This window comes from Nocardioides sp. WS12 (genome assembly GCF_014108865.1).
Lineage (GTDB): Bacteria > Actinomycetota > Actinomycetes > Propionibacteriales > Nocardioidaceae > Nocardioides.
Genome location: NZ_CP053928.1, coordinates 1,708,530 through 1,732,571 on the forward strand (window position 1 = coordinate 1,708,530; position 24,042 = coordinate 1,732,571).

Annotated in this window: 31 protein-coding genes; 20 read left to right on the forward strand and 11 right to left on the reverse strand. The window is 67.5% G+C overall.

Annotated features, from left to right (window positions below; translation table 11 throughout):
• Positions 1 to 9 precede the first annotated feature (9 nt).
• Positions 10 to 753 (reverse strand): transcriptional repressor LexA, encoded by a 744-nt coding sequence (gene lexA, locus HRC28_RS08040; RefSeq protein WP_182379598.1) that lies wholly within the window; start codon positions 751 to 753, stop codon positions 10 to 12.
• Positions 754 to 1,008: 255 nt separating this feature from the next.
• Here lexA and HRC28_RS08045 point away from each other — a divergent pair, with 255 nt between their 5' ends.
• On the forward strand, positions 1,009 to 1,392 hold the full coding sequence (locus HRC28_RS08045; RefSeq protein WP_182379599.1) for a LysM peptidoglycan-binding domain-containing protein: 384 nt from the start codon (positions 1,009 to 1,011) through the stop codon (positions 1,390 to 1,392).
• Between the two features lie 156 nt (positions 1,393 to 1,548).
• Here HRC28_RS08045 and HRC28_RS08050 read toward each other — a convergent pair whose 3' ends face one another.
• Positions 1,549 to 1,878 (reverse strand): hypothetical protein, encoded by a 330-nt coding sequence (locus HRC28_RS08050; RefSeq protein ID WP_182379600.1) that lies wholly within the window; start codon positions 1,876 to 1,878, stop codon positions 1,549 to 1,551.
• A 294-nt stretch (positions 1,879 to 2,172) separates the two neighbouring features.
• Between HRC28_RS08050 and nrdR the strand changes: the two genes are divergently transcribed.
• Complete coding sequence (nrdR, locus tag HRC28_RS08055; RefSeq protein ID WP_182379601.1) at positions 2,173 to 2,649, forward strand: transcriptional regulator NrdR; 477 nt, start codon at positions 2,173 to 2,175, stop codon at positions 2,647 to 2,649.
• A 135-nt stretch (positions 2,650 to 2,784) separates the two neighbouring features.
• Complete coding sequence (locus tag HRC28_RS08060) at positions 2,785 to 5,703, forward strand: vitamin B12-dependent ribonucleotide reductase (protein ID WP_182379602.1); 2,919 nt, start codon at positions 2,785 to 2,787, stop codon at positions 5,701 to 5,703.
• 174 nt (positions 5,704 to 5,877) lie between these two features.
• Here HRC28_RS08060 and HRC28_RS08065 read toward each other — a convergent pair whose 3' ends face one another.
• Entirely contained in the window at positions 5,878 to 8,784 is a 2,907-nt protein-coding gene (locus tag HRC28_RS08065; protein ID WP_182379603.1) for a DEAD/DEAH box helicase, read from the reverse strand.
• The gene (locus HRC28_RS08070; RefSeq protein ID WP_182379604.1) at positions 8,781 to 9,194 is read right to left on the reverse strand and encodes a (deoxy)nucleoside triphosphate pyrophosphohydrolase; all 414 of its coding nucleotides are present in this window, start codon (positions 9,192 to 9,194) and stop codon (positions 8,781 to 8,783) included. The genes HRC28_RS08065 and HRC28_RS08070 overlap by 4 nt, the downstream gene beginning before the upstream one ends.
• Positions 9,195 to 9,404: 210 nt before the next feature.
• Between HRC28_RS08070 and HRC28_RS08075 the strand changes: the two genes are divergently transcribed.
• The 4 genes from HRC28_RS08075 to HRC28_RS08090 all read left to right on the forward strand — a co-directional run bounded on the left by HRC28_RS08075 (position 9,405) and on the right by HRC28_RS08090 (position 10,966).
• Positions 9,405 to 9,611, forward strand: coding sequence for a hypothetical protein (locus tag HRC28_RS08075; RefSeq protein ID WP_182379605.1), 207 nt, complete (start codon positions 9,405 to 9,407; stop codon positions 9,609 to 9,611).
• An 8-nt stretch (positions 9,612 to 9,619) separates the two neighbouring features.
• A complete protein-coding gene (locus HRC28_RS08080) occupies positions 9,620 to 9,871 on the forward strand; it encodes a hypothetical protein (RefSeq protein WP_182379606.1) in 252 nt (83 codons plus the stop codon).
• Positions 9,871 to 10,251, forward strand: a complete 381-nt coding sequence (locus tag HRC28_RS08085) for a PIN domain-containing protein (RefSeq protein ID WP_182379607.1) — start codon at positions 9,871 to 9,873, stop codon at positions 10,249 to 10,251. Before HRC28_RS08080 ends, HRC28_RS08085 begins: the two co-directional genes overlap by 1 nt.
• Positions 10,252 to 10,378: 127 nt before the next feature.
• Positions 10,379 to 10,966, forward strand: coding sequence for a Uma2 family endonuclease (locus HRC28_RS08090; RefSeq protein ID WP_182379608.1), 588 nt, complete (start codon positions 10,379 to 10,381; stop codon positions 10,964 to 10,966).
• Between the two features lie 17 nt (positions 10,967 to 10,983).
• Here HRC28_RS08090 and HRC28_RS08095 read toward each other — a convergent pair whose 3' ends face one another.
• From HRC28_RS08095 to HRC28_RS08105, 3 genes are all read right to left on the reverse strand, one after another.
• Positions 10,984 to 11,391, reverse strand: a complete 408-nt coding sequence (locus HRC28_RS08095; protein ID WP_182379609.1) for a (deoxy)nucleoside triphosphate pyrophosphohydrolase — start codon at positions 11,389 to 11,391, stop codon at positions 10,984 to 10,986.
• Between the two features lie 92 nt (positions 11,392 to 11,483).
• Positions 11,484 to 11,681, reverse strand: coding sequence for a hypothetical protein (locus tag HRC28_RS08100; RefSeq protein ID WP_182379610.1), 198 nt, complete (start codon positions 11,679 to 11,681; stop codon positions 11,484 to 11,486).
• 43 nt (positions 11,682 to 11,724) lie between these two features.
• Complete coding sequence (locus HRC28_RS08105) at positions 11,725 to 11,868, reverse strand: GPGG-motif small membrane protein (protein WP_182379611.1); 144 nt, start codon at positions 11,866 to 11,868, stop codon at positions 11,725 to 11,727.
• A gap of 93 nt (positions 11,869 to 11,961) precedes the next feature.
• Here HRC28_RS08105 and HRC28_RS08110 point away from each other — a divergent pair, with 93 nt between their 5' ends.
• From HRC28_RS08110 to HRC28_RS08145, 8 genes are all read left to right on the forward strand, one after another.
• Positions 11,962 to 12,429: a hypothetical protein gene (locus HRC28_RS08110; protein WP_182379612.1), complete on the forward strand. Its 468-nt coding sequence runs from the start codon at positions 11,962 to 11,964 to the stop codon at positions 12,427 to 12,429.
• 127 nt (positions 12,430 to 12,556) lie between these two features.
• Positions 12,557 to 14,908, forward strand: coding sequence for a hypothetical protein (locus tag HRC28_RS08115; RefSeq protein ID WP_182379613.1), 2,352 nt, complete (start codon positions 12,557 to 12,559; stop codon positions 14,906 to 14,908).
• Between the two features lie 80 nt (positions 14,909 to 14,988).
• Positions 14,989 to 15,477, forward strand: a complete 489-nt coding sequence (locus tag HRC28_RS08120; RefSeq protein WP_182379614.1) for a PPOX class F420-dependent oxidoreductase — start codon at positions 14,989 to 14,991, stop codon at positions 15,475 to 15,477.
• A 48-nt stretch (positions 15,478 to 15,525) separates the two neighbouring features.
• Positions 15,526 to 16,017, forward strand: coding sequence for a thermonuclease family protein (locus HRC28_RS08125; RefSeq protein ID WP_182379615.1), 492 nt, complete (start codon positions 15,526 to 15,528; stop codon positions 16,015 to 16,017).
• A 10-nt stretch (positions 16,018 to 16,027) separates the two neighbouring features.
• Entirely contained in the window at positions 16,028 to 16,642 is a 615-nt protein-coding gene (locus HRC28_RS08130; protein WP_182379616.1) for a DNA-3-methyladenine glycosylase, read from the forward strand.
• The gene (locus tag HRC28_RS08135) at positions 16,632 to 16,940 is read left to right on the forward strand and encodes a pyrimidine/purine nucleoside phosphorylase (RefSeq protein WP_237111748.1); all 309 of its coding nucleotides are present in this window, start codon (positions 16,632 to 16,634) and stop codon (positions 16,938 to 16,940) included. Before HRC28_RS08130 ends, HRC28_RS08135 begins: the two co-directional genes overlap by 11 nt.
• 76 nt (positions 16,941 to 17,016) lie before the next feature.
• Positions 17,017 to 17,559, forward strand: a complete 543-nt coding sequence (locus HRC28_RS08140) for a SigE family RNA polymerase sigma factor (protein ID WP_182379618.1) — start codon at positions 17,017 to 17,019, stop codon at positions 17,557 to 17,559.
• On the forward strand, positions 17,556 to 18,197 hold the full coding sequence (locus tag HRC28_RS08145; RefSeq protein WP_182379619.1) for a hypothetical protein: 642 nt from the start codon (positions 17,556 to 17,558) through the stop codon (positions 18,195 to 18,197). The genes HRC28_RS08140 and HRC28_RS08145 overlap by 4 nt, the downstream gene beginning before the upstream one ends.
• An 18-nt stretch (positions 18,198 to 18,215) precedes the next feature.
• Here HRC28_RS08145 and HRC28_RS08150 read toward each other — a convergent pair whose 3' ends face one another.
• Positions 18,216 to 19,685 carry an MFS transporter gene (locus tag HRC28_RS08150; RefSeq protein ID WP_202033270.1) on the reverse strand — a complete coding sequence of 490 codons (1,470 nt, stop codon included), beginning with the start codon at positions 19,683 to 19,685 and terminating at the stop codon, positions 18,216 to 18,218.
• 86 nt (positions 19,686 to 19,771) lie between these two features.
• On the opposite strand from HRC28_RS08150, the gene HRC28_RS08155 reads away from it, so the two are divergent.
• The 3 genes from HRC28_RS08155 (at position 19,772) to HRC28_RS08165 (ending at position 21,243) form a co-directional block, all read left to right on the forward strand.
• Complete coding sequence (locus HRC28_RS08155) at positions 19,772 to 20,161, forward strand: MarR family transcriptional regulator (protein WP_202033271.1); 390 nt, start codon at positions 19,772 to 19,774, stop codon at positions 20,159 to 20,161.
• A gap of 75 nt (positions 20,162 to 20,236) precedes the next feature.
• Positions 20,237 to 20,665, forward strand: a complete 429-nt coding sequence (locus tag HRC28_RS08160; RefSeq protein WP_182379621.1) for a hypothetical protein — start codon at positions 20,237 to 20,239, stop codon at positions 20,663 to 20,665.
• A gap of 23 nt (positions 20,666 to 20,688) precedes the next feature.
• The gene (locus HRC28_RS08165) at positions 20,689 to 21,243 is read left to right on the forward strand and encodes a Uma2 family endonuclease (RefSeq protein ID WP_182379622.1); all 555 of its coding nucleotides are present in this window, start codon (positions 20,689 to 20,691) and stop codon (positions 21,241 to 21,243) included.
• Here the strand turns inward: HRC28_RS08165 and HRC28_RS08170 are convergent.
• A complete protein-coding gene (locus tag HRC28_RS08170) occupies positions 21,240 to 21,626 on the reverse strand; it encodes a DUF2237 domain-containing protein (RefSeq protein WP_182379623.1) in 387 nt (128 codons plus the stop codon). The two genes, HRC28_RS08165 and HRC28_RS08170, sit on opposite strands and share 4 nt — an antisense overlap.
• Before the next feature lie 78 nt (positions 21,627 to 21,704).
• Between HRC28_RS08170 and HRC28_RS08175 the strand changes: the two genes are divergently transcribed.
• Together HRC28_RS08175 and HRC28_RS08180 are read left to right on the forward strand one after the other, a co-directional pair.
• Complete coding sequence (locus HRC28_RS08175; RefSeq protein WP_182379624.1) at positions 21,705 to 21,938, forward strand: hypothetical protein; 234 nt, start codon at positions 21,705 to 21,707, stop codon at positions 21,936 to 21,938.
• Positions 21,935 to 22,339 carry a type II toxin-antitoxin system VapC family toxin gene (locus HRC28_RS08180; RefSeq protein ID WP_182379625.1) on the forward strand — a complete coding sequence of 135 codons (405 nt, stop codon included), beginning with the start codon at positions 21,935 to 21,937 and terminating at the stop codon, positions 22,337 to 22,339. Before HRC28_RS08175 ends, HRC28_RS08180 begins: the two co-directional genes overlap by 4 nt.
• Here the strand turns inward: HRC28_RS08180 and HRC28_RS08185 are convergent.
• Together HRC28_RS08185 and HRC28_RS08190 are read right to left on the reverse strand one after the other, a co-directional pair.
• Entirely contained in the window at positions 22,302 to 23,399 is a 1,098-nt protein-coding gene (locus HRC28_RS08185; RefSeq protein ID WP_182379626.1) for an ABC transporter permease, read from the reverse strand. The two genes, HRC28_RS08180 and HRC28_RS08185, sit on opposite strands and share 38 nt — an antisense overlap.
• 19 nt (positions 23,400 to 23,418) lie before the next feature.
• Positions 23,419 to 24,042, reverse strand: a complete 624-nt coding sequence (locus tag HRC28_RS08190) for a hypothetical protein (protein WP_182379627.1) — start codon at positions 24,040 to 24,042, stop codon at positions 23,419 to 23,421.

Genomic DNA, 24,042 nt, shown 5'->3' on the forward strand with positions numbered 1-24,042 from the left:
GACCTTACGTCAGACCCGGCGAAGGACCGCCGTGACCTTGCCCAGGATCGTGGCGTTGGTGCCGTCGATCGGCTCGAACGCGGGGTTGTGCGGCAGCAGCCACACCTGCCCGGCCTTGCGCTGGAAGGTCTTGACCGTTGCCTCGCCGTCGATCATGGCGGCCACGATCTCGCCGTTCTCGGCCGTCGGCTGCTGGCGGATCACCACGTAGTCGCCGTCGCAGATCGCCGCGTCGATCATCGATTCACCACTGACCTGGAGCAGGAAGAGCTGGCCGTCGCCGACGAGCTGGCGGGGGAGCGGGAACACGTCCTCGACGCGCTCCTCGGCCAGGATCGGGCCACCGGCGGCGATCCGGCCGACGACCGGGACGTTGCGGGGGGCGGGCGCAGCGTCGTTGATGCCAGTGTCGTCGTACCCGTCATGGCCGGTCTCCTCGACCGTCGACATCGCGCGGCGGGCGGCCATCACCTCGGGCAGGAAGACCTCGAGGGCGCGCGGCCGGTTGGGGTCGCGCTTGAGGTAGCCCTTCTCCTCCAGGGTGCGCAGCTGGTGGGCGACGCTGGAGGTGCTGGTCAGACCGACGGCCTGGCCGATCTCGCGCATGCTCGGCGGGTAGCCGCGCTTCTCGATGCTGTCCTTGATGTGGGCGAGCACGCGCAGCTGGCGTGCGGTCAGCCCACTGGCGTCCGGAGGTCCGTCGGGCAGCTCCGTGACGGTGCTGCCAGTCGTGGTCTTGGCCTTGTCAGCCATGGATGCCCTCCCAAGTCTTCCGGCAAGTCGCCCGGTTCGGATGTGACGACGCTAACCGATGAACCGGCCCTTCTTCAAACATCTGTTCGAAGGGGCGTGTCGCGACACGCCGTCGAGCGTCTGTTCGAACAGGTACTGGATTTGTTCGAACACCTGATCTAGTCTCGTACACATGTTCGATCGAACGCCTGATCGATCAGCTTCTGTCGGACGGTCTGACTAGACATGGCCCGTCCACTTCCCCCGGAGGTTTCCATGAGCACCATCACGTTCGCCCCGCAGGTCTCCACCGTTCGTCGTACGACGACGGCTCGCCCGGTGCGTGCCCGCAGCCAGGCCGGCCAGGTCCGGCTGACCCGCCGCGGCCGGCTCGTCGTGCTGGTGCTGGCCCTCCTGGTCGTCGCTGCGGCAGCCGTGTGGCTCGCCGCCGGTTCTGCCGCGACCCGCGAGGGTGGCGGCGAGCCCGCCGTCGAGATCGTGACCGTCGCTCCGGGCGAGACCCTGTGGGGCCTGGCCAGCGACGTGGCCGCGACGACCGGCGACAACGTGCGCTCGGTGATGGAGCAGATCCAGCAGCTCAACACGCTCGACTCGAGCATGGTCTACGCCGGCCAGCAGCTCCGCGTGCCCACCGAGTAGCGAGCCGTTGGTCGAGGAGGTTGCGCAGCAACCGTCTCGAGACCAAACTCGCCCGTCGCTTCGACCCCGACGGGTGCAGGGGAAGACGAGGGGCGGGGCCTGGCTCATGCAGCCGGCCTCGCCCTTCGCGCTGTTCGCATCGGGGCGAGCCGGGTGCTACCGAGCGGCGCGCTTGCCACCCTTGGGGGCAGCCGGGTCCCGCTTCACTCGGGGCGTCGGGCCCTCGCTCCATCCGACCGCACGGGAGAGGCGCACGGCGAGCATGAACGCCAGGAACAGGCAGAACATCGCGCCCATGCAGGCGACGAGCAGGAAGAACCAGGCGCCGGCCTTGCCGTCGTGGCGGGCCGTGGCGCCGAAGTCGATGGCGGCGAAAACCAGGTATCCCCAGGCCACGAGGGCGAAGGTGATGCCGACGGCGAGCAGCAGGAGGTCGGGTCGGAACCCTGCTTTGACCCGGTCCCCGGAACGCTTGCCTCCCGCCACGGCGTCATTGTGTCCGATGGGTGGCTGACGTGTCCCCTCAACCCTCCGATGGGCCGTTCCTGAGCGCAAATGACGCCCCCGGAGAAACTTCCGTGAACTCGTTGGCCCCCGGTCTTGCACCCGTGGTGGTCGGGGCGTACGGTTACCACTACATCTAGTAGTTACAACGATGTAGTTCTCCACATCTAGTCCACAGGACGAGGGGTGGAAACGCACAGATTTTGCCCCGTTGTGCACAGGAGGCTCCCCCTCTGTCCACAGCAATCCGCCGCCAGGTTCTCGTGAGGAGGGCTCATGCACTGTCCCTACTGCAAGCACAGTGACACGAAGGTCCTCGACTCCCGGGTGTCCGACGACGGATGTGCGATCCGCCGCCGCCGGATGTGCCTGGACTGCGAGAAGCGTTTCACCACGGTCGAGGCCATGCAGTTGACGGTGCTCAAGCGTTCCGGCGCCACCGAGCCGTTCACCCGCGAGAAGGCTGTCTCGGGTGTGCGCAAGGCGTGCAAGGGTCGCCCCGTCGACGAGGACGACCTGGCCCGCCTGGGCCAGGAGGTCGAAGACCAGTTGCGCCTCGCCGGCAGTCCCGAGATCGCCGCCCACGAGGTGGGCCTGGCGATCCTTTCCCCCCTTCGTCGCCTCGACGAGGTGGCCTACCTTCGCTTCGCCTCGGTCTACCGCGGGTTCGACTCCGCGGCCGACTTCGAGAACGAGATCGCTCTCCTGCGTGCCGAGCGGCAGTTGCAGAGCGAACCAGCCCCAACGGGTTGACCACAGACGCCCGGCAGGTGGTGGGGAAGCCGCCTGCCGGGCCACCCCCCTTTCTCGGATTCACCCGTTTTGAATCAGCTTTGAATCAGTTCTGAACAACACCGCCGCACGACGTACCAGGAGACCAGGAGAGACATGACCGAGACGGCCAGCAACACCGAAGCAGGCACAGCGACCGGTGCGCGCAAGAAGGGTCTGAAGATCGAGCGGATCTTCAGCACCGAGGGCGTGCACCCCTACGACGCCATCAACTGGGAGCGTCGCGACGTCGTCCAGCAGAACTGGAAGACCGGCGAGACCGTCTTCGAGCAGCTCGGTGTCGAGTTCCCCGACTTCTGGTCCCTCAACGCTTCGACGATCGTCACCACGAAGTACTTCCGTGGCGCCGTCGGCACCCCCGAGCGCGAGCGCGGTCTCAAGCAGCTCATCGACCGGGTCGTCTCCCGCTACACCAAGGCCGGCATCGAGAACGGCTACTTCGCGTCTGCGGTGGACGCCGAGATCTTTGACCACGAGCTGACCTGGCTGCTCGTGAACCAGTACTTCTCCTTCAACTCTCCGGTCTGGTTCAACGTCGGCACGCAGTCCCCGCAGCAGGTCTCCGCTTGCTTCATCCTCTCGGTGGATGACTCGATGGACTCGATCCTGAACTGGTACAAGGAAGAGGGCTTCATCTTCAAGGGCGGCTCCGGCGCCGGCCTGAACCTCTCCCGCATCCGCTCCTCCAAGGAACTCCTGTCCTCCGGTGGTACGGCGAGCGGCCCGGTCTCCTTCATGCGCGGCGCGGACGCTTCGGCGGGCACCATCAAGTCGGGCGGCGCCACGCGTCGTGCGGCCAAGATGGTCGTGCTCGACGTCGACCACCCCGACATCGAGGAGTTCGTCGAGACCAAGTGGCGCGAAGAGGACAAGATCCGCGCCCTGCGTGACGCCGGCTTCGACATGGACCTGGGCGGCAAGGACATCACGTCCGTGCAGTACCAGAACGCCAACAACTCGGTCCGCGTCAACGACGAGTTCATGACCGCCGTCGAAGAGGGTCGCGAGTTCGGCCTGCGTTCGCGCAAGGACGGCTCGGTCATCGAGACCGTCGACGCCCGCACCCTGTTCCGCAAGATCAGCGAGGCCGCCTGGGCCTGCGCCGACCCGGGCCTGCAGTACGACGACACGATCAACGACTGGCACACCAACCCGGAGACGGGCCGGATCACCGCGTCCAACCCGTGCTCGGAGTACATGTCGCTCGACAACTCCTCGTGCAACCTCGCGTCGCTGAACCTGATGAAGTTCCTCAAGGACGACGACACGTTCGACGCGCCGCTGTTCGCGAAGGCCGTCGAGCTGATCATCACCTCGATGGACATCTCGATCTGCTTCGCCGACTTCCCGACCGAGCCGATCGCCCAGACGACCCGCGACTACCGCCAGCTCGGCATCGGGTACGCCAACCTTGGCGCCCTGCTGATGGCGATGGGCCTGGGCTACGACTCTGACGGTGGCCGCGCGATGGCAGCCACGATCACGTCCTTGATGACCGGTACGTCGTACCGCCGTTCGGCCGAGCTGGCCGAGATCGTCGGTCCGTACGCCGGTTACGCCCGCAACGCCGAGGCCCACAACCGCGTGATGCGCAAGCACCAGGCGGCCAACGACACGGTCCGCCCGCTGCACATCTCCGACGCCGAGGTGCACAAGCTGGCTTCGGCCGAGTGGGCCAAGGTCGTCGAGCTCGGCAAGACCAACGGCTTCCGCAACGCACAGGCCTCGGTGCTCGCGCCGACCGGCACCATCGGCTTCATGATGGACTGCGACACGACCGGCATCGAGCCGGACTTCTCGCTGGTCAAGTTCAAGAAGCTCGTCGGTGGCGGCTCGATGCAGATCGTCAACCAGACGATTCCGCGTGCGCTGCGCAAGCTGGGCTACGACGCCGAGAAGGTGGAGGCGATCGTTGCCTACATCGCCGAGCACGGCCACGTCGTCGACGCTCCCGGCCTCAAGACCGAGCACTACGAAATCTTCGACACCGCGATGGGTGAGCGTTCGCTCAAGCCCATGGGCCACGTGAAGATGATGGCTGCCTGCCAGCCGTTCCTCTCGGGCGCGATCTCCAAGACGGTCAACCTGCCGGAGTCCGCTTCGGTCGAGGAGATCGAGACCATCTACATGGAGTCGTGGAAGCTCGGCCTCAAGGCCACCGCGATCTACCGCGACAACTGCAAGGTCGGCCAGCCCCTGGCCGACGGCGGCGGCAAGGCCAAGAAGGACGCGGCTGACGCTGCCGACGCGGCGGACGCTGCCAAGGTCATCGAGAAGGTCGTGGAGAAGGTCGTCTACGCCCCGACCCGCAAGCGCCTCCCGAAGTCCCGCCTGGCTCGCACCACCTCGTTCACGGTGGCCGGCGCCCAGGGCTACATGACCTCGGGTGCGCACGACGACCAGACCCTCGGCGAGATCTTCCTGAAGCTCGGCAAGCAGGGTTCGACCCTGGCCGGTGTGATGGACGCCTTCTCGATCGCGGTCTCGATCGGCCTGCAGTACGGCGTCCCGCTGGAGACCTACGTCTCGAAGTTCACCAACCTGCGCTTCGAGCCCGCCGGCCTCACCGACGACCCGGACGTGCGCATGGCGCAGTCGATCATGGACTACGTCTTCCGCCGCCTGGCGCTGGACTACCTGTCCTTCGACGACCGCTCCGCCCTCGGCATCTACTCCGCCGAAGAGCGCCAGCGCCACCTCGAGACCGGCTCCTACGAGCCCCTCGAGGAGGACATCGGCAGCCCGTCCGAACTCGTCGAGAACTCTTCGGTGGTTGAGGTGCGAGGAGCGCACGCGACGAGCCTCGAAACCACCGAAGCCACCGAGGCCGAGATCGTCGAGGCCGACCCGCTCGCCGGTGCCCCCAAGGTCGCCAAGACCACGGCCGAGCTGCTCGAGCAGCTCACCGGCACCGCCGTCGACAGCCCGCTCTGCCTGACCTGCGGCACGAAGATGCGGCCTGCTGGCTCGTGCTACGTGTGCGAAGGGTGCGGAAGCACCAGCGGCTGCAGCTGATCAAGGTCGTCGAGTAGCCCGAGCCGCCAGGCGAGGGCGTATCGAGACGCAGGCGACATACGACGGCCCGGTTCCTCCTCGGAGGTGCCGGGCCGTCGGCGTTCGGGTTATTGGCTGGGATCGGATCACCCGGCGGGCTGATCCGATCCCAGCCAGTAACCGGCTGCCGAGGCGCTAGATCGTCACTGTGGGGTGGAAGTAGTCGTAGAGAGCGGCGTCGATCGGCTCGTCGAACCGCAACTTCATCCGCACGACCGGTAGTTCCTTCCCGTTGCTGCCCACCATCGTCGTGTCTTCGGCGTCGTACGCCGTCGGACTTCCGAGGTAGTAGAAGTCTTTGCCCTCCGCGTCGTCCTTCTTCACGAACACGTGCAGGTCGAGTTCGTTCGCGGCGATCGCCCGCTCGACGGGGCTCTTGAGATGCCGCTGCGACTTGGTGAACCACACCATCGTTGAGCGATCCACGATGGCGTCCTCGTATGCGGTACTCGCTGACACGTCGTCGGCCTTGTGGAGAGTGACGAAGATCGGGCAGACGCCTTTATTCATGTCGGCCTTGTAGCCGTAGATCGTTGAGGTCCACTTGCGAGGCAAGGACAGGAGTCGCGTCGCTTCCTTGCGGCCGTACTGCATTCCGGGAGTGAAAGGAACGTCGCGTCGATACCGGTCACTGACGAGCGCGGTGCCCGTCTTGAGGATGTCGTCGACAGCGCCGCGGAAGGTCTTGTTGCCCTCGTACGCGGCGACGAAGTCAGCGCGGAGGCGAACGCCGTCATCGGTGCGTTCGACGACACCCCTCGCGTAGCGCTTGAGATCCGCCTCGGCATGGTGGGCCAGGGTGAAAGTGTCGATGGCCCCCTCGATGAGGGCGCGGGTGGACGGAAGACTTTCGCCTGCGCACGCCTCCTGTAGGCCCTGAACCGAAGCGGGTCCTTCGAGCAGGGCGCGAAGAATGACGAACTCATGCAAACGCCGGGCGGTGAGGACTTCTTGGCTGAGCAGTCCGAGCGCACGGTCTTCGGCGTCGGTGAACCCGTGGTCGATCCCAAGCGTTGCCTTGAGAAGCGCAGGAAAGTGAGCGCGTTCGGTCGCCAGCAGAACGGGATCGACCGATTCGAATCGGTAGAAGTCCCACAGTTTCGGCGGTCCACCCACGCGATTGCTCATCGCGGTGATGGCGGCCTTCAGCCGTGCCGCGTTGTTCAGGGTGGTGTCGCCGATGGACTGGAGAACTCGCTCCTGCGAGACCTTGTCGAAACGCACACTGGAGAGGCCCGGCAGAACCCCGGTCTCTTCGGCCGCGATCAGGTTCTTGCGCAGCGACTCCTTGTTGAGGGACTCGTCGCCGAACAGGGCGATCGGGATGAGGAAGTTGTTGGCGTAGTTGCCGATCACGTCGATAACGACGAGGTATTCCTTGCCGTCGGCCTTGCGGAGGCCTCGGCCGAGTTGCTGGACAAACACGATTGCTGACTGTGTCTGGCGAAGCAGGATCACCTGGTTCACTGACGGGATGTCGACGCCCTCGTTGAAGACGTCGACCGTGAGGATGTAGTCGATTGCGCCACGCTCGAGTTCCTCAACGACGTGCTCGCGGTAGGGAATCGGGTCCGAGCCTGTCAGGGCGACAGCGCGAAGTTGTTTGCCGCGCAGGGTGCGCTGATTCAGGGCTTGAGCCAGGGCGTGGGTTTCGTCCTTGCGGCTGCAGAAGATCAGGCCTCGAGCGGCGACACCTGCCTGGCCGTACTTGGTGATGGCCTCCAGCAGGTGGTCGACGCGCTCTGGGGTAATCAGGAACGACAGGTCAGAGTCGGCGGTTGCGGTCGTGCCGTCGTCGAGAGTCACGTCCGCGATGCCGTAGTAGTGGAACGGACTCAGCATGTCCGCTTCCAGTGCATGGGTCAGGCGGATTTCGTACGGCACGTTGTAGTCGAAGAGTTCGTAGACATTGAAGCCATCGGTGCGCTCCGGAGTCGCTGTCATGCCCAGCAAGAACTTCGGCCGGAAGTAGTCGATGACGCGACGGTGCGAGACGGCGCCGGCGCGGTGTGCTTCGTCAACGATGACGTAGTCGAACGCGTCGGGCGCGAGAGCGGCGAGAACCTCCGGCTGGGACAGAGTTTGGACGGTCGCGAACGTGTACCGGCGGTCGGTCTGCTTCGAGGATCCGGAGAGCTTGCCGTAGTCGGACGGCGGTCCTCCGAGCACCCGTTGGTACTCATGGATCGTCCGATCGAGGATCTGCTCGCGGTGCACGACGAAGAGCATTCGTCTCGGGTTGAATGCGCGGACATCAAGGGCCGACAGGATCGTCTTGCCCGTGCCCGTTGCGGAGATGATGATCGCTCGCGACTCGCCCTTGAGCCGGACGTCCGCGATCTCGGCAAGTGCGTCGCGTTGCATCAGGTTTGGAACGACGCCTGGATCCGACTCGGCTGCGTCGACGACCGGTGCGGAGACATTGAGCGGCGCGCGATGCGGGCGAGGTCCTGGAGGGACGAACGACGCGGCGTACTGATCAATCCATTCGGGTGTGAGGGGAATCGATTCGGCCAGTTGTTCGTCAACCAGTCGTCGGACCTGGGCAGCGAGGTCGCTCCCGGTTGCCGCCGACACCTTGAGGTTCCACTCGTGGTTCTTGACGAGCGCGCTCTCGGTGAGGTTCGAGCTGCCGATCATCGCGGTGACCCCGTCAGCGTGTTCGAAGATGTAGCCCTTGGGGTGGAAGGCGCTCGCACGATGCAGGCGCACATCGACGCCGTAGTCAGTCAGGGTGAGGAGCTCCGCGAAGGCCTCGGGGCGATTGAAGCCGAGATAGTCGGATGTGACGATCCGGCCCATTCCGCCGAACTCGAAGATCTCCTGCTTCAGCAGTGCGATGGCACGAGGGGAGACGAAGGCGACCGAGAAGAGGAAGCCGGAGGCTCGCTTCAGTTCGTCGCGTAGGACGCGTAGAACGGACTCGCTCTCGCCGTTGAGAACCATCTGAGGGTGGTGCTGGCGAGGCGCGACCACGTCGGCGCCGAGATAGCCGAACTGGACGTCCAGGGCCAGCTCTTTGTGCCAGCCGATGTCACTCATCGATCGGCCAACTCCGCCCGGATCTTCTCGACGGCGGGAATGTCGGCAGGCGCCCAGCCCAACTCGGAGAGCCTGGATGGCGCGCGCCATTCGACGGCCGCGTGCTCGGTCAGGCTGGGGGTGCCGTCGATCAGCTCGCAATAGAACGTGGTGAGCGTGACGATGCCGAAGTCGTATTCGTGGGTGGTCGACACAACCTCGTCGCCGACGCGGACCTGGCATTCGAGCTCTTCGTCAATCTCGCGCTCGAGCGCGTGACGGGGTGTCTCTCCGGGTTCGATCTTGCCTCCGGGGAACTCCCACATTCCGGCCAGGGCACCGTCGCCGCGCTGAGCACAGAGAACGTCGCCGTCCTTGACGATGACCGCACCGACGACATTGATCTGCTTCTTGGTGACCGGTTGTTCCACGTGCCGAAGCTTAGGGGTGGGACCGACAGAACGGTCCGGGAATGGCGCGTCGGGGTGGGGCCCATCATCGGGGCAGGTAGTCGAGCCACAACCCGTCCCGCGCACGTCTCATGCCGACGTGCGTGAAGTCGGTGGAACTGAGGTCGCGCGGAGGCTCGGTCTCTGAGTTCTCCACAGGTCGGAAGGCCAGGCTTGTCGACGAGGCCCGCGGTGACAACGCTGGAGGGCATGGGACATCAGGCAGACTTCATCGGCTACCTGCACGTATCGCCGCCGCTCAACGAACGCGAGATCGAACTGATCAACCGGATGTCCGGGTCGATCTTCCTGGATCGGGAGACGACCGGGCTTCGCGTTGCAGAGGAGCTGGACGCGGGGCCGACGGACTGCCCGGACCTGGGCCGACTAGGCGTATAATTGTGCGTATGCCACGGATGCAGGTCTACCTCCCCGACGCGCTCTACCGCGAGGTCAAGGAGCGTGGCCTTCCGGCCTCCGAGTTGCTTCAGGAGGCCGTCGCTGCCGAGGTGCGCCGCCAGGAGCTGCTCAGCCGTGCGGACGAGTACTTGGCGGAACTCCTCGATGAGGTCGGCGAACCGGGCGAGGAGGAGTTTTCCCGAGCCGACGCGATCGCGCGTCGGCTCCATGAACGCGCGATCGCCGCTCAGGCCGGCTGATGCTCGTCCTCGATTCGGGCGGTGTGTCTCGTCTTTCCCAGCGCGACCGTCAGACCGCTGCCCTCCTCCTCGCGTTGCGGCGACGTGGTCTGTGGCCAGCGATGGTGCCGACGGTGGTCCTTGCCGAGTCGTTGACTGGCTCTGCCCAGCGCGATGCCAACACCAACCGCTTCCTCAAGGCATGCGATGTCCGGCCGATGGTCACCGAACGGGTCGCCCGCCGGGCCGCGGAGCTGCGTACGAAGGCGCATCGAGGTTCGGCGGTAGACGCCCTCGTCGTTGCCGTCGCCGAGCCCGGGAGCACGGTGATCACTTCCGATGGTGGAGACCTGGGTGCACTCGCCGCCAACGCTGCGAACGTGGACATCGAGGTCGTCTGAGCGGGGTGCCGGTCTGAGCCCCAGCGGACCTGTGGATGACCGGTTGCGGGTTGAAGGATCGTGGCAGATCCTCGCCAGACCGCGCTTGCGATCAGTTGAGCGTGCGAGCATGGTGAGGAGAAGAAGTGTGTCCACCACGGGAGTCACGATGTCGGTTGTCCCCACGCCGCCTGAACGCATCGAGCGTCTTGAGCGGTGGCCCATGTCGCTCGCGGAGTACCTCGCGTTGCCCGAGGGCGTTCGTGCGGAGTACGTCAATGGCGAGGCCGTCGTGACTCCACCGGCCACCAGCGGACACAACAAGGCGCAGCGCCGGATCGCCAACGCCATCGAGGCAGGCCTGGCGGAGGCTGTTGATGTCCGGACCGAGTCAGGGTGGGCGTTCGGCGAGTTGCACCGGATCCCTGATGTCGCCGTATTCGCCCACAAGGACGACGTCGTCTTCGACGCCAACGTCCCCATCCTCGTCGTAGAAGTCCTGTCGCCCTCGACAGCGAGCGAGGACACCGTCCGCAAGGCGACCGAGTACCTTGCCGCAGGCATCAGCCAGTACTGGATTGTCGACCGGGCCGAGCCTTCGCTCATCGTCTACGGCAACAACGGTCAGGGCTGGGATCGTGTCGCGGTCCTCGACGCCGACAACCTCAGCGCGACGATCACAGTGGGAGCGTGGGGCGAGGTCTCGCTCGACCTGCTCGCGTTGTTGCGGCCGTAGGGACCGGGTCCGACTGCTCAGCCGAGGGCGCGGCTGACCAGGTCCACCGCCGGTACGTCGGCGGGCGCCCACTCGAGGTCGTCGAGCTCATCCGGCGCCAGCCACAGCAGCGCCGCATGCTCGGTCGCGATCGGCGTACCGTCGAGCAACTCGCAGTAGAACGTGGTGAGGGTGATGACGCCGAACCCGTACTCGTGCGTTGTCGCGACCACCTTGGCGCCGACCTTGATCCGGCAGCCGAGCTCCTCGAGGATCTCGCGTTCGAGCGCGCGGCCTGCGGATTCGCCGGGCTCGATCTTGCCGCCGGGGAACTCCCACAGGTCGCCGGTCTCTCCGCCTGGCGCGCGCCGGGCGCACAGGACCAGGCCGTCGCGCACGATGACCGCGCCGACGACCTTGAAGTGCTTCTTCGCTGAGGGCGTCACGGGGCTTGAGCCTAAGGTGCGGCGGTTGGCGCCCCCGAAAGAGCGACGGAGGCCCGAGCTCCCCACAGGGCAGCCCGGGCCTCCGCCAGACCTCAGCGTCGTTCTTCGACCACCTTGTGGCGGCTGCGCTGCTGGTTCACCACGAGCGACAACCCGATGGCGAGAACGCCGACGGCAAGGAGGATGCCTCCGAGTGCCGAGTCATCGATGAAAGAGAGATCGACCGTGAGTACATCGAGCAGGAGAATGAGTCCTGCTGCGATGAGCACGATGCCCAGTCCGATAGCCATGATGTGTGCTCCTTCGATCAGTGTTTGGGTGGGTCCGCGGGCGTCAGTTGAAGATCGATACGCCGCCGGGGCCGACCAGGAATCCGGCGACGATCAGCAGGCCGCCGTAGAGCATCCGGCCCTTGAGCAAGGACACGACGCCAGCGATGACGAGGACGACTGCGATCAGCCACAAGATGGTCAGCATGGGGACTCCTATCGTTCTGTCCGGTGCGGTCACCGGATGAACGCCGGTACCCAACGGACCGCTTCTCATGCGGGTCTTGGGCAGACTGGCCGCATGGTCTCCTTGAAGTACGCCGTCGTCGAACGTGAACGCCGCTTCCTGGTGGCGTCCCTTCCCGAGGGCGTGGGGGAGACCTGGGAGATCGAGGATCGGTACGTCGACGGAAGTCGCCTTCGGCTTCGAGAAGTACGACGACCCGACGGCACCATCGTGCGCAAACTCGGGCACAAGGTGCGCCTCGACGACAGCCCGGCCGAGGTCGCGTGCACCTCGATCTACCTCGACGACGCCGAGTGGACCCTGCTCCTTGCCCAGCTGCCCGGCAGGACGCTGCGCAAGCGGCGGCACCACGTGCACCGCGACGGATGGCATGTCGTCGTCGACGAACTCGAGGACGGAACGCTGCTCGCCGAGATCGATGATGCCGACCGCGAACCGATGCCGTATCCGGCCTGGCTCGACGTGCTCGAGGACGTCAGCGGCGACGAGGCATGGACAGGTGCAGCGTTGGCGCGTGGCTGAATGGCTGAACTCGCGGAGAATTGTCCGATCGGCCACTTCCTTGGTGAAAGGTCTCCGAAAAGTCTCGGGCGGATGATGCTCGGGGTTCCAGTGCGCCCTGCACCACGACGGAATCTCGAGGAACCCCATGTCCCGCCACGCCGTACTTCGCAGTGCGCTCGTCACGACGACGACCCTTGCGCTCTCCATCGGAGCGCTCAGCGTCTCCGCGCAGGCTGACCCGGTCAGCCCGGCACCCGGCGTCGTCCACGCCTGGGGCTACAACCAGTTCGGCGAGACGCAGCCTCCGGCTTCGCTGGACGGCAAGAACGTCGTCGCCGTCTCCGGCGGATTCCTCAACACCCTTGCGCTGACCGACGACGGCAAGGTCACTGCCTGGGGCTACAACGAGGGTGGCAAGTCGCAGGTGCCTGCGTCGCTCGACAACGAGGAGGTCGTGGCACTCGCCGCGGGCATCCGGACGTCGTACGCGGTGACGGCCGAGGGCACGATCGTCGCCTGGGGCGAGATGTTCCCGGGTGACTCGGAGATCCCGCCGTCCCTGACGGGCAAGCACGTCACTGCGATCGCCGCGGACCGCAATGCCATGGCGTTGACGGACGACGGACATGTCACGACCTGGGACTACGCCGGGGACGAGCTCGCCGTACCGCTCGACATCGCCCAGGCAACCTTCGCCTCCATCGACACGAGTGAGGGCGCGTTCTTCGGTGTCACCACGGACGGCGAAGCCCGGGCCTGGGGGATCGACGACGCCGATCAGACCGAGGTCCCCGCGAGCCTCGCCGGCGTGGTCGTGACCGAGGTCGCCGGTTCGGAGACGAGTGCGTTCGCTCTGACCGGCGACGGCCACGTCGTCGCCTGGGGCGACCACCCCATGTGGATGTGGCGCCCGCCGACGGGCCAGACGACGATCCCCGCAGCGTTGGCCGATGAGGTCGTGGTGGACATCGCCGCCGGGAGCCGGCACAGCATGGCGCTGACCGCCGACGGTCAGCTCTTCGTCTGGGGGGAGACCTACTGGGTCGGCGCCATCCCCGAAGGCCTCGTGGGCATCACCGCCCTGGCTGGTGGCACCTCGCACGCCATCGTGTCGGCCACGGGAGTCGAGCAGGTCGTCGTACCCGGCACGATCACGCTGCCGTCACCGGTGGTGACGGGCACGCCCGTCGTCGACCAACCCCTCACCGTGTCACTGGCCGAAGCGCCCGCGCTGAACCCGGCGGATGCCGAGATCACCCACGTCTGGCAGCGCGACGACACGACCGAAGTCGGGACCGGGACGACGTACACCCCGACTGCCGCGGACGTCGGCCACACCCTTCACGTCACCACGACGGCGACCCGGGACGGTTTCGACGACGCGACGGCCGGCGTCGACACTGCTGAAGTCGAACTGGCCGAGTTCTCGACAATGCCGGTCCCGACCATCAGCGGCACCCTCAAGGTCGGCGAGACCCTCACCGCCAACGCCGGTTCGATCGCGCCCACGCCGGGTCAGGTCGACTTCCAGTGGTACGCCGACGGCGATGCCATCGACGACGCCACCTCCGCGGAGTACCTGGTCGGCAGCGGTCTCACCGGCGCCGTACTGACCGTGGGTGTCACGGCCACCCGCCCCGGCTACGTCGACGGGTCCGCCCTGTCGGCCGCGTCGGCCCCGGTGGCCACCAACCGCGCCCCGGGCATCACCCTCGACACCGGCCGGACGCAGCTGCGCCGCGGTCAGTCGACCACCCTCGGTTGGGTCGTCACCGACGCGAGCGCGGCAGAGGCCTCCGGAAGCTGGAGCGGCACGAAGCCGGCGAGCGGGAGCCAGACCGTCCGCCCCCTGACTCTCGGGTCGCACACCTACCTGCTGAGCGCCACCAACGCGAACGGCACGACCACCACCCAGGTGAGCATCCGTGTCGTTCGCCAGGCCAAGGCGCTGACCGTCACGAAGCCCACCGGGATTCGTCTCGCCGGCTCTCGCGCTGCGTTCAGCGGCCGTGGCCTGGACGGCGGCGAGACCTACGCCATCCGGATCGACGGCAAGACCCTGGCCACGGGTCGTGCGAGCAGCAACGGCACGGTCGCCCGCACCATCACCCTGCCGGCTGGGACGACCCAGGGTCGGCACTCCCTGCGACTCGTCGGCTCGGAACCGGACCGCACCGGCGCCGCCCGCGTGTGGGTCGTGACGAAGGACGGCCTGAAGGTGCGGCTCGCGCACCGGGAGGTCCGGGCCTCGGACCAGCAGAGTGTCACCGTCACCGGCCTCGCGCCGGGCGAGCGCATCCGGGTGAGCTTCGACGGCAAGACCGTCACACCCCGCAGCGCGCACGCCACGGCCTCGGGCAGTTATCGGTTCACGTTCAAGGTGGGCACGGCGTGGGGCGACAAGGTCGTCAAGGTGGTCGGCGCCTTCAGCACTCGCAGCAGCGCCGCAAGGTTCGAGGTCGTACGGCGCTGTGCCAGCGGACCGGCTTGCGACTGAGGCCCTGAGGTCCGTCGTACCTGGGGAGGTTCCTCCCCAGGTACGACGACAGCCGGCGCCGTAGCCGCCAAGATCGACCCATGCGACTTCCCGAAGCCATCGTCCGGCCGCTGCTCAAGTCGGGCAAGAAGCCGATGAACGCGATGCGCGCGCCCGAGGCGATGACCGTGCTCGACCGGCCGGTGCAACACACCGACTTCTCGTCCCTCGACGGCCACGTCCACGTGCTGCTGGTGACCTACAAGCGCGACGGGACGGCCATTCCGTCACCGGTGTGGTTCGCCCGCGACGGCCAGACGCTCTACGTGTGGACCGAGATCAACGCGTTCAAGGCCAAGCGGGTGCGCAACGACCCGCGCGCCCTCCTCGCTCCGTGCGACGCCCGCGGTGTCCCGGAGGGTGATCCGATCGCCGCGCGCGGCCGGGTCCTCACCGATGAGGCCGACCGGCAACGTGCTGCGAAGGTGATCCGGAGCCAGTGGGGCATCGGCCGCCGGGTCTTCGAACTGGTGTCGCGCCCGCTGACCGACGTGCACTACCTGGCCTTCGAACCGGCACCGAAGGACTGACTTCGCCGTTCCCCTGACAGGGTCGGACCCTGGCCGTACGTTCCGCACATGCGCCGCCACCCCTTGCTCGTCGCGGTGGCGGTGGTCGTGCTGGTCTTCGTGCTGTTTCGCGTGTTCGACGGCGCCAACGCCCAGCCCCACAACGAGGTTCAGCAGGTCGAGCCGAAGGACGGACGCTCGCTCGTCGTCACCCATGTCGTCGACGGCGACACCGTCGACCTCAGCAACGGGGAGACCGTGCGGCTCGTCGGGATCGACACCCCGGAACGAGGGGAGTGCGGCTACCGCGAGGCCCGGTCCGCGCTCGTCGACCTGGTCGAGGACAAGCGGATCACCCTCGGCGCGTCCGACGAGGACCGCGACCGTTACGACCGGTTGCTGCGGTACGTCGACGTCGGCAACGTCGACGCCGGCCTGCAGTTGATCAAGCAGGGGCTCGCGATCGCGCGCTACGACTCCCGCGACGGATACGGCCGCCACCCGCGCGAGGACCGCTACCTCAAGGCCGACAAGGCCAGCCCGCCCTCGGTCTGCGACTAGCCTCGCCACCGTGAGTGCCCGCGATCGTGCCGACGTCGTACGACGCGCGCGGTCCCTGCTCGGCCGCACCTTCACCGCCCACGACGTGACCATCCGGATCACCGAGGTCGAGGCGTACGGCGGCTGCGAGGACCCCGCGTCCCACGCGTTCACGCGCACCCCGCGCTCCGAGGTGATGTACGGACCGCCGTGGCGGCTCTACGTCTACCGGTCGTACGGGATCCATCACTGCGCCAACGTGGTCACGGGGCCGACCGAGATCGGGGCCGCGGTGCTGCTGCGGGCAGGGGAGGTGGTCGACGGGATCGACCTCGCGCGCACTCGCCGTAACACCACCCAGGACCACCAACTCGCCCGCGGACCGGGCAACCTCGCCCAGGCGCTCGGCATCACCCTCGACGACCTCGGCACCGACCTGCTGGCGCCCGGAGCCGTCGCACTCGGGCCCGAGGTACGCCACCGACACCGCATCGAGGCCGGCCCTCGCGTCGGCGTCTCGAAGGCGGCCGATGTGCCCTGGCGGTTCTGGCTTGCGGGCGAGGCCAGCGTGTCGTCGTACCGCCGGAGCCCGCGGGCGCCGGGCCCGACGCCAACAGCCACTAAAGTTCGGCCTCGTGACCTTTGAGAACGTGACCCTGGATCCGCAGGCCAACATCTACTTCGACGGCAAGTGCGTCAGCCACACCTTCCACCTCGCCGACGGCACCAAGAAGTCAGCGGGCGTGATCTTCCCGGCGTCGCTGAACTTCGGCACCGCTGCGCCCGAGGTGATGGAGCTCAACGCCGGCGCCTGCCGGATCCGCCTGGCCGGCTCCGAGGACTGGACCGAGTACGCCGCCGGCGAATCCTTCAGCGTCCCCGGCGACTCGTCCTTCGACATCGAGGTCACCGAGACGCTGGGCTACGTCTGCCACTACGGCTGACCCTCGCGTCACCTTCGAGGTGACATCGTGGGGAGGGTGATGCAACCCGCTGGGACCTCCCACTCGTGTAGGGGACATGAGACCGACACCGCGTGACGCGGAGTTCGAAGAGTTCGTACGACGGCGCCGATCCCACCTCCTGGGTACGGCGACCGTCCTGACCGCCGGCGACCACTACCTGGCCGAGGACCTCGTCCAGGGAACCCTGGTGCGCCTGTACCTCGCCTGGGGCCGGGCCACGAAGCGCGGCGGCGTCGACGCCTATGCGCGACGGGCCCTGGTCAACGCCTTCATCGACCACCGGCGCCGCCCGATGGTCGCCCGGGAGAAGGTCACCGGTGAGCTGCCGGATCGCGCCGGCCCGTCCGCCGAGGAGCCGATCGACGCCGAGCTGCTCGCCGCGTTGAGTGCGCTGCCCGCCCGGATGCGGGCAGCCGTCGTGCTGCGCCACGTCGTCGACCTCAGCGTCGAGGACGCCGCCGACGCCCTCGGCTGCAGCGAAGGCACGGTCAAGAGCCAGACCGCTCGCGGCCTGGCCAAGCTCCGCGAAGTCCTGCCCGACCCCAGCACCGTCCCCAGCACCCCCACGCACACCCCCCTCGAAGGAGACGCATCATGACCGACCTCGACCTCACCGACCGCCTGCGCAAGCTCAACCTCAACGCCGAAACCACAGACGAGACCATCAAGCGCGATGTCCTCCGGGGCCGCGGCGCCGCCCGTCGTCGTACCGTCCGGATGGGGGTGGCCGGCCTCGGCATCGCCGCCGTCGCTGCTGTCGGCGTGACCGTTGCGGTCAATGCCGACCAGGACCGCCCGCCGGCCATCGCCCAGGACTCCTCCGACGGCCAGGCCCCGAGCGGCGACCTCAAGCTGGTCAACTACACCGGCGCCCAGGAGCCCGGCTTCGTCATCACCAAGGTCCCGGAGGGTTTCGTGCTCGAGGGCGCCGGGCCGTTCAACCTCAACATCGCCCGCCCCGACAACCTGACCGGCCTCGACGTCTTCGTCGAGAAGGTCGTCGTGATGCTCGAGTCGTCCTCGGTCACCGGCGCCCCGGAAGGAACCCCGGTCAAGGTCGGCGACCTCGACGGCTGGCTGCGTGTCAGCGACGGGGCAAAGGTCCTGACCTACAACGACGGCGACAAGCGGGTCCTGGTGCAGGTCTGGGAATCCCTCGGCCTGACCGACGACCAGATCATCGAACTGGCCGAAGGTGTCACCGTCACCGCGGAGGCGCAGGCCGGCGTCGGCTGACCTGCGCCCCGCGGTGCGTCACGACACCTCGGCCAGTTCCGGTTCCGGAGCGGTCGGGGTGTCGTCGCGTCCGGACCGCCGGTCGAGGACCAGGCCGGCAACGGCCACGGCAGCACCGACGGTGCAGACCACGGCGGCGAACCCGAGCCCGGGCCGGTAGGCGTCGAGAACGTCGGTCGCCGAGGTGGCGTGCTGGGCGCTCGAGATGATCGCCGTGGTCACGGCGAGCACGATCGCTGCACCCACCTGCATCGAGGTCTGCAGGACGCCGGCGGCGAGACCCTGTTCGTCGTCATCGATGCCGCTGGTGGCCTGGATGTTGATGGCAGGGAAGCCCACCCAGCCGATGCCGATGAGTAGCAGCGCCGGCAGGAGCATGCCGACGTACGACGGCGAGGTGTCCAGGCGCAGCACGAACATCAGGTACCCGATCGCCATCACCGTCATGGTCACGGCGATGATCGGGCCGGTGCCGAAGCGGCCCACGAGCTTGTCGGAGAAGATCGCCGACAGGGTGACCATCAGGCCGATGGGCAGCAGGGCGAGGGCCAGCTCCAGTGGGCTCCAGCCCAGGTTCTCCTGGAGGAACAGGGTGACGATGAACTGCCAGCTGAAGTAGGAACCACCGACCGCGACGATGGCGATGCTGGCGCGCACCAGCGTCGCCTTGCGCAGGATGCCGAGGCGGATCAACGGGTGGGCGATCCGCTGCTCGATTGCGACGAACGAGGCGAACAGCACCGCTACGGCGATGAAGGAGCCGACCGTGCGGGCCGACGTCCACCCCGCCTCGGGGGCAGAGACAACGGTGTAGACGAGGAGCAGCATGGCTGCGCCAGAGGTGATCGCACCGAGGATGTCGTGGCCGCCCTCGGCGACCGCCTTGTCGCGGGGGACCAGGAAGTACGCCGCCACCAGCGCCAGCAGCGCGATGGGCACCGGCAGCAGGAAGGTCCAGCGCCAGCCGACGCCGGTCATCAGCCCACCGAAGAGCAGCCCGGAGGAGTACCCGCCCGCGCCGAACACGGTGTAGATGGACAGCGCCTTGTTGCGGGCCGGACCCTCGGCGAAGTTCGTGGTGATGATGGACAGGCCGGTCGGTGCGGTGAAAGCAGCGGCCAGGCCCTTGATGAACCGGGTCGCGATGAGCAGGGGGCCCGAACTGACGAAGCCGCTGAGCAGCGAAGCCACGGCGAAGACCGCGAGCGCGATCAGGAAGACCTTGCGGCGCCCGAGCAGGTCGGCGGTGCGGCCGCCGACGAGGAGCAGGCCGCCGTACCCGAGGACGTAGCCGCTGATCAGCCACTGCAGGGTCGAGGTGGACAGGTCGAGTTCGGCGCCGATGGAGGGCAGCGCGACTCCGATCATGGAGACGTCGAGGCCGTCGAGGAAGAGCACGATGCACAGGGTCATCAGGAGGGCCCAGGTGCGAGTGGACCAGCGGATCGCGCCGGCCGTGGAGGGTGGATTCGAAGTTGTCGAGGACATGGCAAGAAGCGTTTCATGCGTGCGCATTGAATGCAAGCGCAAATAATGTGTTTGCATGAATGTAACGCGCTGGCTAGGATGCAGCCGTGTCGAAGGCCCGCGCTCCGCAAGCTCCCGTCGCCGAATGGCGCGAGCTGCTGGACCGCCACGCGGTCGTGAGTTGCGCACTCGAGAAGGCGATGCAGGACCAGCACGGCATCGGGCTCAGCGAGTTCGAGACGCTGGACCGGATCGTCGACGCCAACTGCGGCAAGTACCGGATGGCCGAGCTCGCTCAGGACATCCATCTCAGCCAGAGCGCCCTGTCCCGCGCGATCACCCGACTCGAGAAGGACGGCCTGGTCTCACGGTCGACCTGCGACGACGACCGCCGTGCCATCTTCGTCTGCCTGACCGACCAGGGCCGCAAGGTGTACGACGACGCTCTGCCCACGCACCGCGAGGTGCTGCGCAGCAGCTGGAGCCCGACGGACTGATGCCCGCACGGCCACCCGAGGGTGGCCTGTGGATGAGCGCCGACGCCCGTGCCGGAAATGGCGCAGGCTGGCGTCATGACCGATCAGAACTCAGAAATCCCGCAACTCCTGTCGCCGCACTTGATGCCGCCGTTGACCGATCAGGCCGCACTGGAGAACACCTGGCGCGCCATGATGGGCGAGCTCGGTTTTGCCGTGCCCCAGCTGTGGTTGCTGTTCATCGATGGCGACCGACCGCTCCATGTCCTGCAGATCAAGGACGTCCCACTGCACCCCAGTCCGGTCGAGATCGAATCCGTCCGGGTCATCCTCGATCGCGTCGTCGACGACCAGCACTCGTGTGCGTTCCTGCTGGCCCGCCCGGGTGGCGCGGCCCGCACCGCAGGCGACCTTGCCTGGGCCCGCGGGCTGGCGTCGATCACCGGCGATCGCTGGCCGGTGCACCTGGCCAACGACGTCGAGCTCCGGGTGGCCGCGCCCGACGACCTCGCCGCCGCCGGCTGACCGCTTGTCGGGAATGAGGCACCATGAGTGTTGTGACGGTCCTGCCACGCCGACCCCTCACGGTCGACGACGTCGACGCGATGCCCGATGACGGGCACCGCTACGAGCTCATCGACGGGACGCTGATCGTGTCGCCGACACCGTTGTTGCGCCACCAGTTGGTGCACTCGCGGTTGATGCATCTGCTGCTGAACGCGGCCCCACCCGAGCTCCAGGTTCTCAGCGCGCCAACGGACATCGTCCTGGCCGACGACACCGTCGTGCAGCCGGATCTCCTGGTCGCACCCCTGGTCCAGATCGTCGGCCGCAAGCTGATGGCGCCGCCCCTTCTTGCCGTCGAGATCCTGTCTCCGAGTTCGCGGCTGATCGACCTCAACCTCAAGCGTGCCCGCTACGAACGGGCGGGCGTGCCGTCGTACTGGGTGGTCGATCCTGACGACCTCCGACTGGTGGCCTGGGGCCTCCGCGAGGGCACCTTTGTGGAGGTCGCCGATGTGGCGCCGGACGAGACGTGGCGGGCCATGGACCCGTTCGAGGTGGTCGTCACCCCGCGTGATCTCGCGGCTGGAGCCGCCTAGAGACCACTCGGGTCGTCGGGTACGTCGACGGAGTGGGACTGCAGCACCTCGAGCGGGATGAGCTCGAGCGCCCGTTCGTTCGTCGACGCGAGGACGATCGGGGCGGCTGCTCCGTCGGCGTGCGCCTGCAACCAGCGGGCCGCGACCACGCACCACCGGTCGCCCGGGTGGAGTCCCGCGAACTGCCACTGGGGGCGCGGCGTCGAGAGGTCGTTGCCGACGGCCATCTGGTGGGCGAGGAACTCCTCGGTCATCACGGCGCAGACCGCATGCAGCCCGACGTCCTGCGGTCCGCACGAGCAGTTGCCGTCGCGGTAGAAGCCGGTCATCGGATCGGTCCCGCAGGGCTCGAGGTCCCCGCCCAGGACGTTGCGCTCGCTCACGTCGTTGAGCGTAGGCGACCTACCGTCAGAGACCTGACCCGCGTTGCAATCCGCAGGCAATCGCTGCAAAATGCATGCATGGTTGCCATCACGGTGCGCGACGTCCCCGAGGAGACCAGGGCCGAGCTCGCTGTGCGCGCTGCCCGGAGCGGACAGTCGATGCAGGAGTACCTCCGCCTACGGCTGGTGGAATTCGCCTCGACGCCCGACCCTGTCGAGCTCGTCGACCGCATTCGCCGCCGGAAGGCAGCGGCGGCAGGCGGTTTGACGACGGAGCAGATCCTCGGCCTCAAGGCCGTTGATCAGAAGTGACCGTCGTTCTCGACGCCTCCGTCGTCATCGCCGCCCTCGTCGGCACTGACGGCAGTTCGACATGGGCTGAGGAGCAACTTCTGGCCGGGCGACTGGCAGCACCCCATCTGCTTCCGGTCGAGGTGGCGAGCCAGTTGCGTCGGGCTGTTGCGACGGGCCAGATCTCGACGGATGTCGGGTCGCTGGCGATGGCAGATCTTCGGGACCTGCCCATCACCTACTACGACGCCGCGTCGGTCCTTGACCGGATCTGGGATCTCCGCGGTTCCGTCACGACGTACGACGCCTGGTACGTCGCGCTGGCCGAGGCGCTCGACGCACCCCTCGCAACGCTGGACCTCCGGCTGACGCGTGCGCCCGGACCTACGTGCCAGTTCCTGACCGGCGAAGGATCCGCGTGAACCGCGTGTGGTTCGCCGCGGCGTTGCTCAACAGGATCACCAGCAGGCCGAGCACGGAGTAGAGGCCGAGGACCACGAACGGTGCCGACGTCGACGCGTCCGGGAAGTAGAGCGCATCGCGCGCGACCGTCGCTCCCGCTCCTGGTGGCAGCAACTGGCCGATGCTGTGGCCGAAGCGGGGGAGCATCTCGGGTGCGATCGACGACCCGGAGATGATCAGCCCGACGGTGAAGTACAGGCCGCCGATCAGCGATCCGGCCGGCCCGAGAAGGGCGACGAACGCGGCGGTGGAGGCGGTCACGGCCAGCGAGATCAGGGCCAGGCCCCAGAACAACGTGAAGTGGGCGGCCCCGTCACCGACGCCGAACAGGGACATCGCCAACAGCCCGACGGCCGACGACAGCAGCGCATAGACCACGAGCAGGCCCGCGTGACCCAGGCCGCGCAGGGTCGACTGCTCGGTCCGGCCCCGCAGTCGCCCGAGCGCGAGGGACGCGATGGACCCGCCCAGGCACAGCGCCTGGATCACGAAGCCCAGCGAACTGCCACCACTGTCCTCTTTCGGAAGCGGTACGACGTCCGTCACCGGGGGCGGCGTCGTGAGAGCCGCGACGGTGGCGACGGGCACGGCAGCACCGGAAGCGGTGAGCGCTTCCACCTGCGATGCGATCTCGTCCTGATAGGCCGCGGTGTACTTCGCCTTGAACAGGTTGGCCACCTGCGGGGAGGCAGCAGAGGCGACGTAGAGCGTGGGGGACTGGCCGTCGAAGGCGACCCCGCCGTAGGCCTTGCGTTCGCGGATCGCCTGTTGCAGCGCGGCCGCGTCGTCGTACGGCTCGACCTTGAAGGCGCCGTCGGCCTCGAGTTGCTGGGTCAGCTGGTCCTGCTGGGCCTGGCTGCCGACGATGCCCATGGGCAGGTCGTTGGGGGACGGCGAGTGTGCCATCGCCAGGTAGTAGATCCCGAGGACCAACTGGATCAGCGCGCCCACGAGGGCAATCGCAATGCCGACGCGCGAGATCGCGCGCAGCGTGGTGGGAGCAGTTGCGGTGTCGCTCATGCCCCCAGCATGGCGGGTATCAGCAGCCGTTGTCGCAGACGCCCGTGGACGGGAGCGCCATGAAACAGGTCGGGCAGATCTTGAAGACGACGTCCGACTTGGCCGGCTTGGCCGGGGTGCGCGGGACCGCGGCCTTCGTGGCGCGGGGGGCACGAGGGGCCTTGACGGGCACGAGCTTCTCGACCACGGCCGGCACCTCGATGACGGGGGGAACCCATCCGGGCGGGGCGGGCTCGGTGATGCCGAAGCGCGACAGCACGGCGCGGGCCGAGGTGGTCGGCTGGTGCTTGGGTCGGGTCTCGATGTCGAACGACGAAGACGCGCCTTCGAGGAAGGTCTGGGCGTCCGGGCTCAGCGTCGGAGGCAGTTCACGGTGGCGCCAGCGCTGAGGCGTCTGGCCGCGCTGGTTGACGTGCACCAGGTCGGGGCGGTCCCACGCGATGAGGGTCCAGTCCTCGCGGTGGCTGGTGGCCCAGACCGCGATCGGACGGTCGCCCGCGTCGGCGGCAGCGCGCAGGGCGATCCGCTCCGGGTTGGAGAACCGGCCCTTCACGTGCAGCACGCCGGGGAGCACTTCCTCGACGGTGTGCTCCTCCGCCTGGATGAGATCGATCAGGTCTGCAAGTTCCGGCGTGTTCTCCAT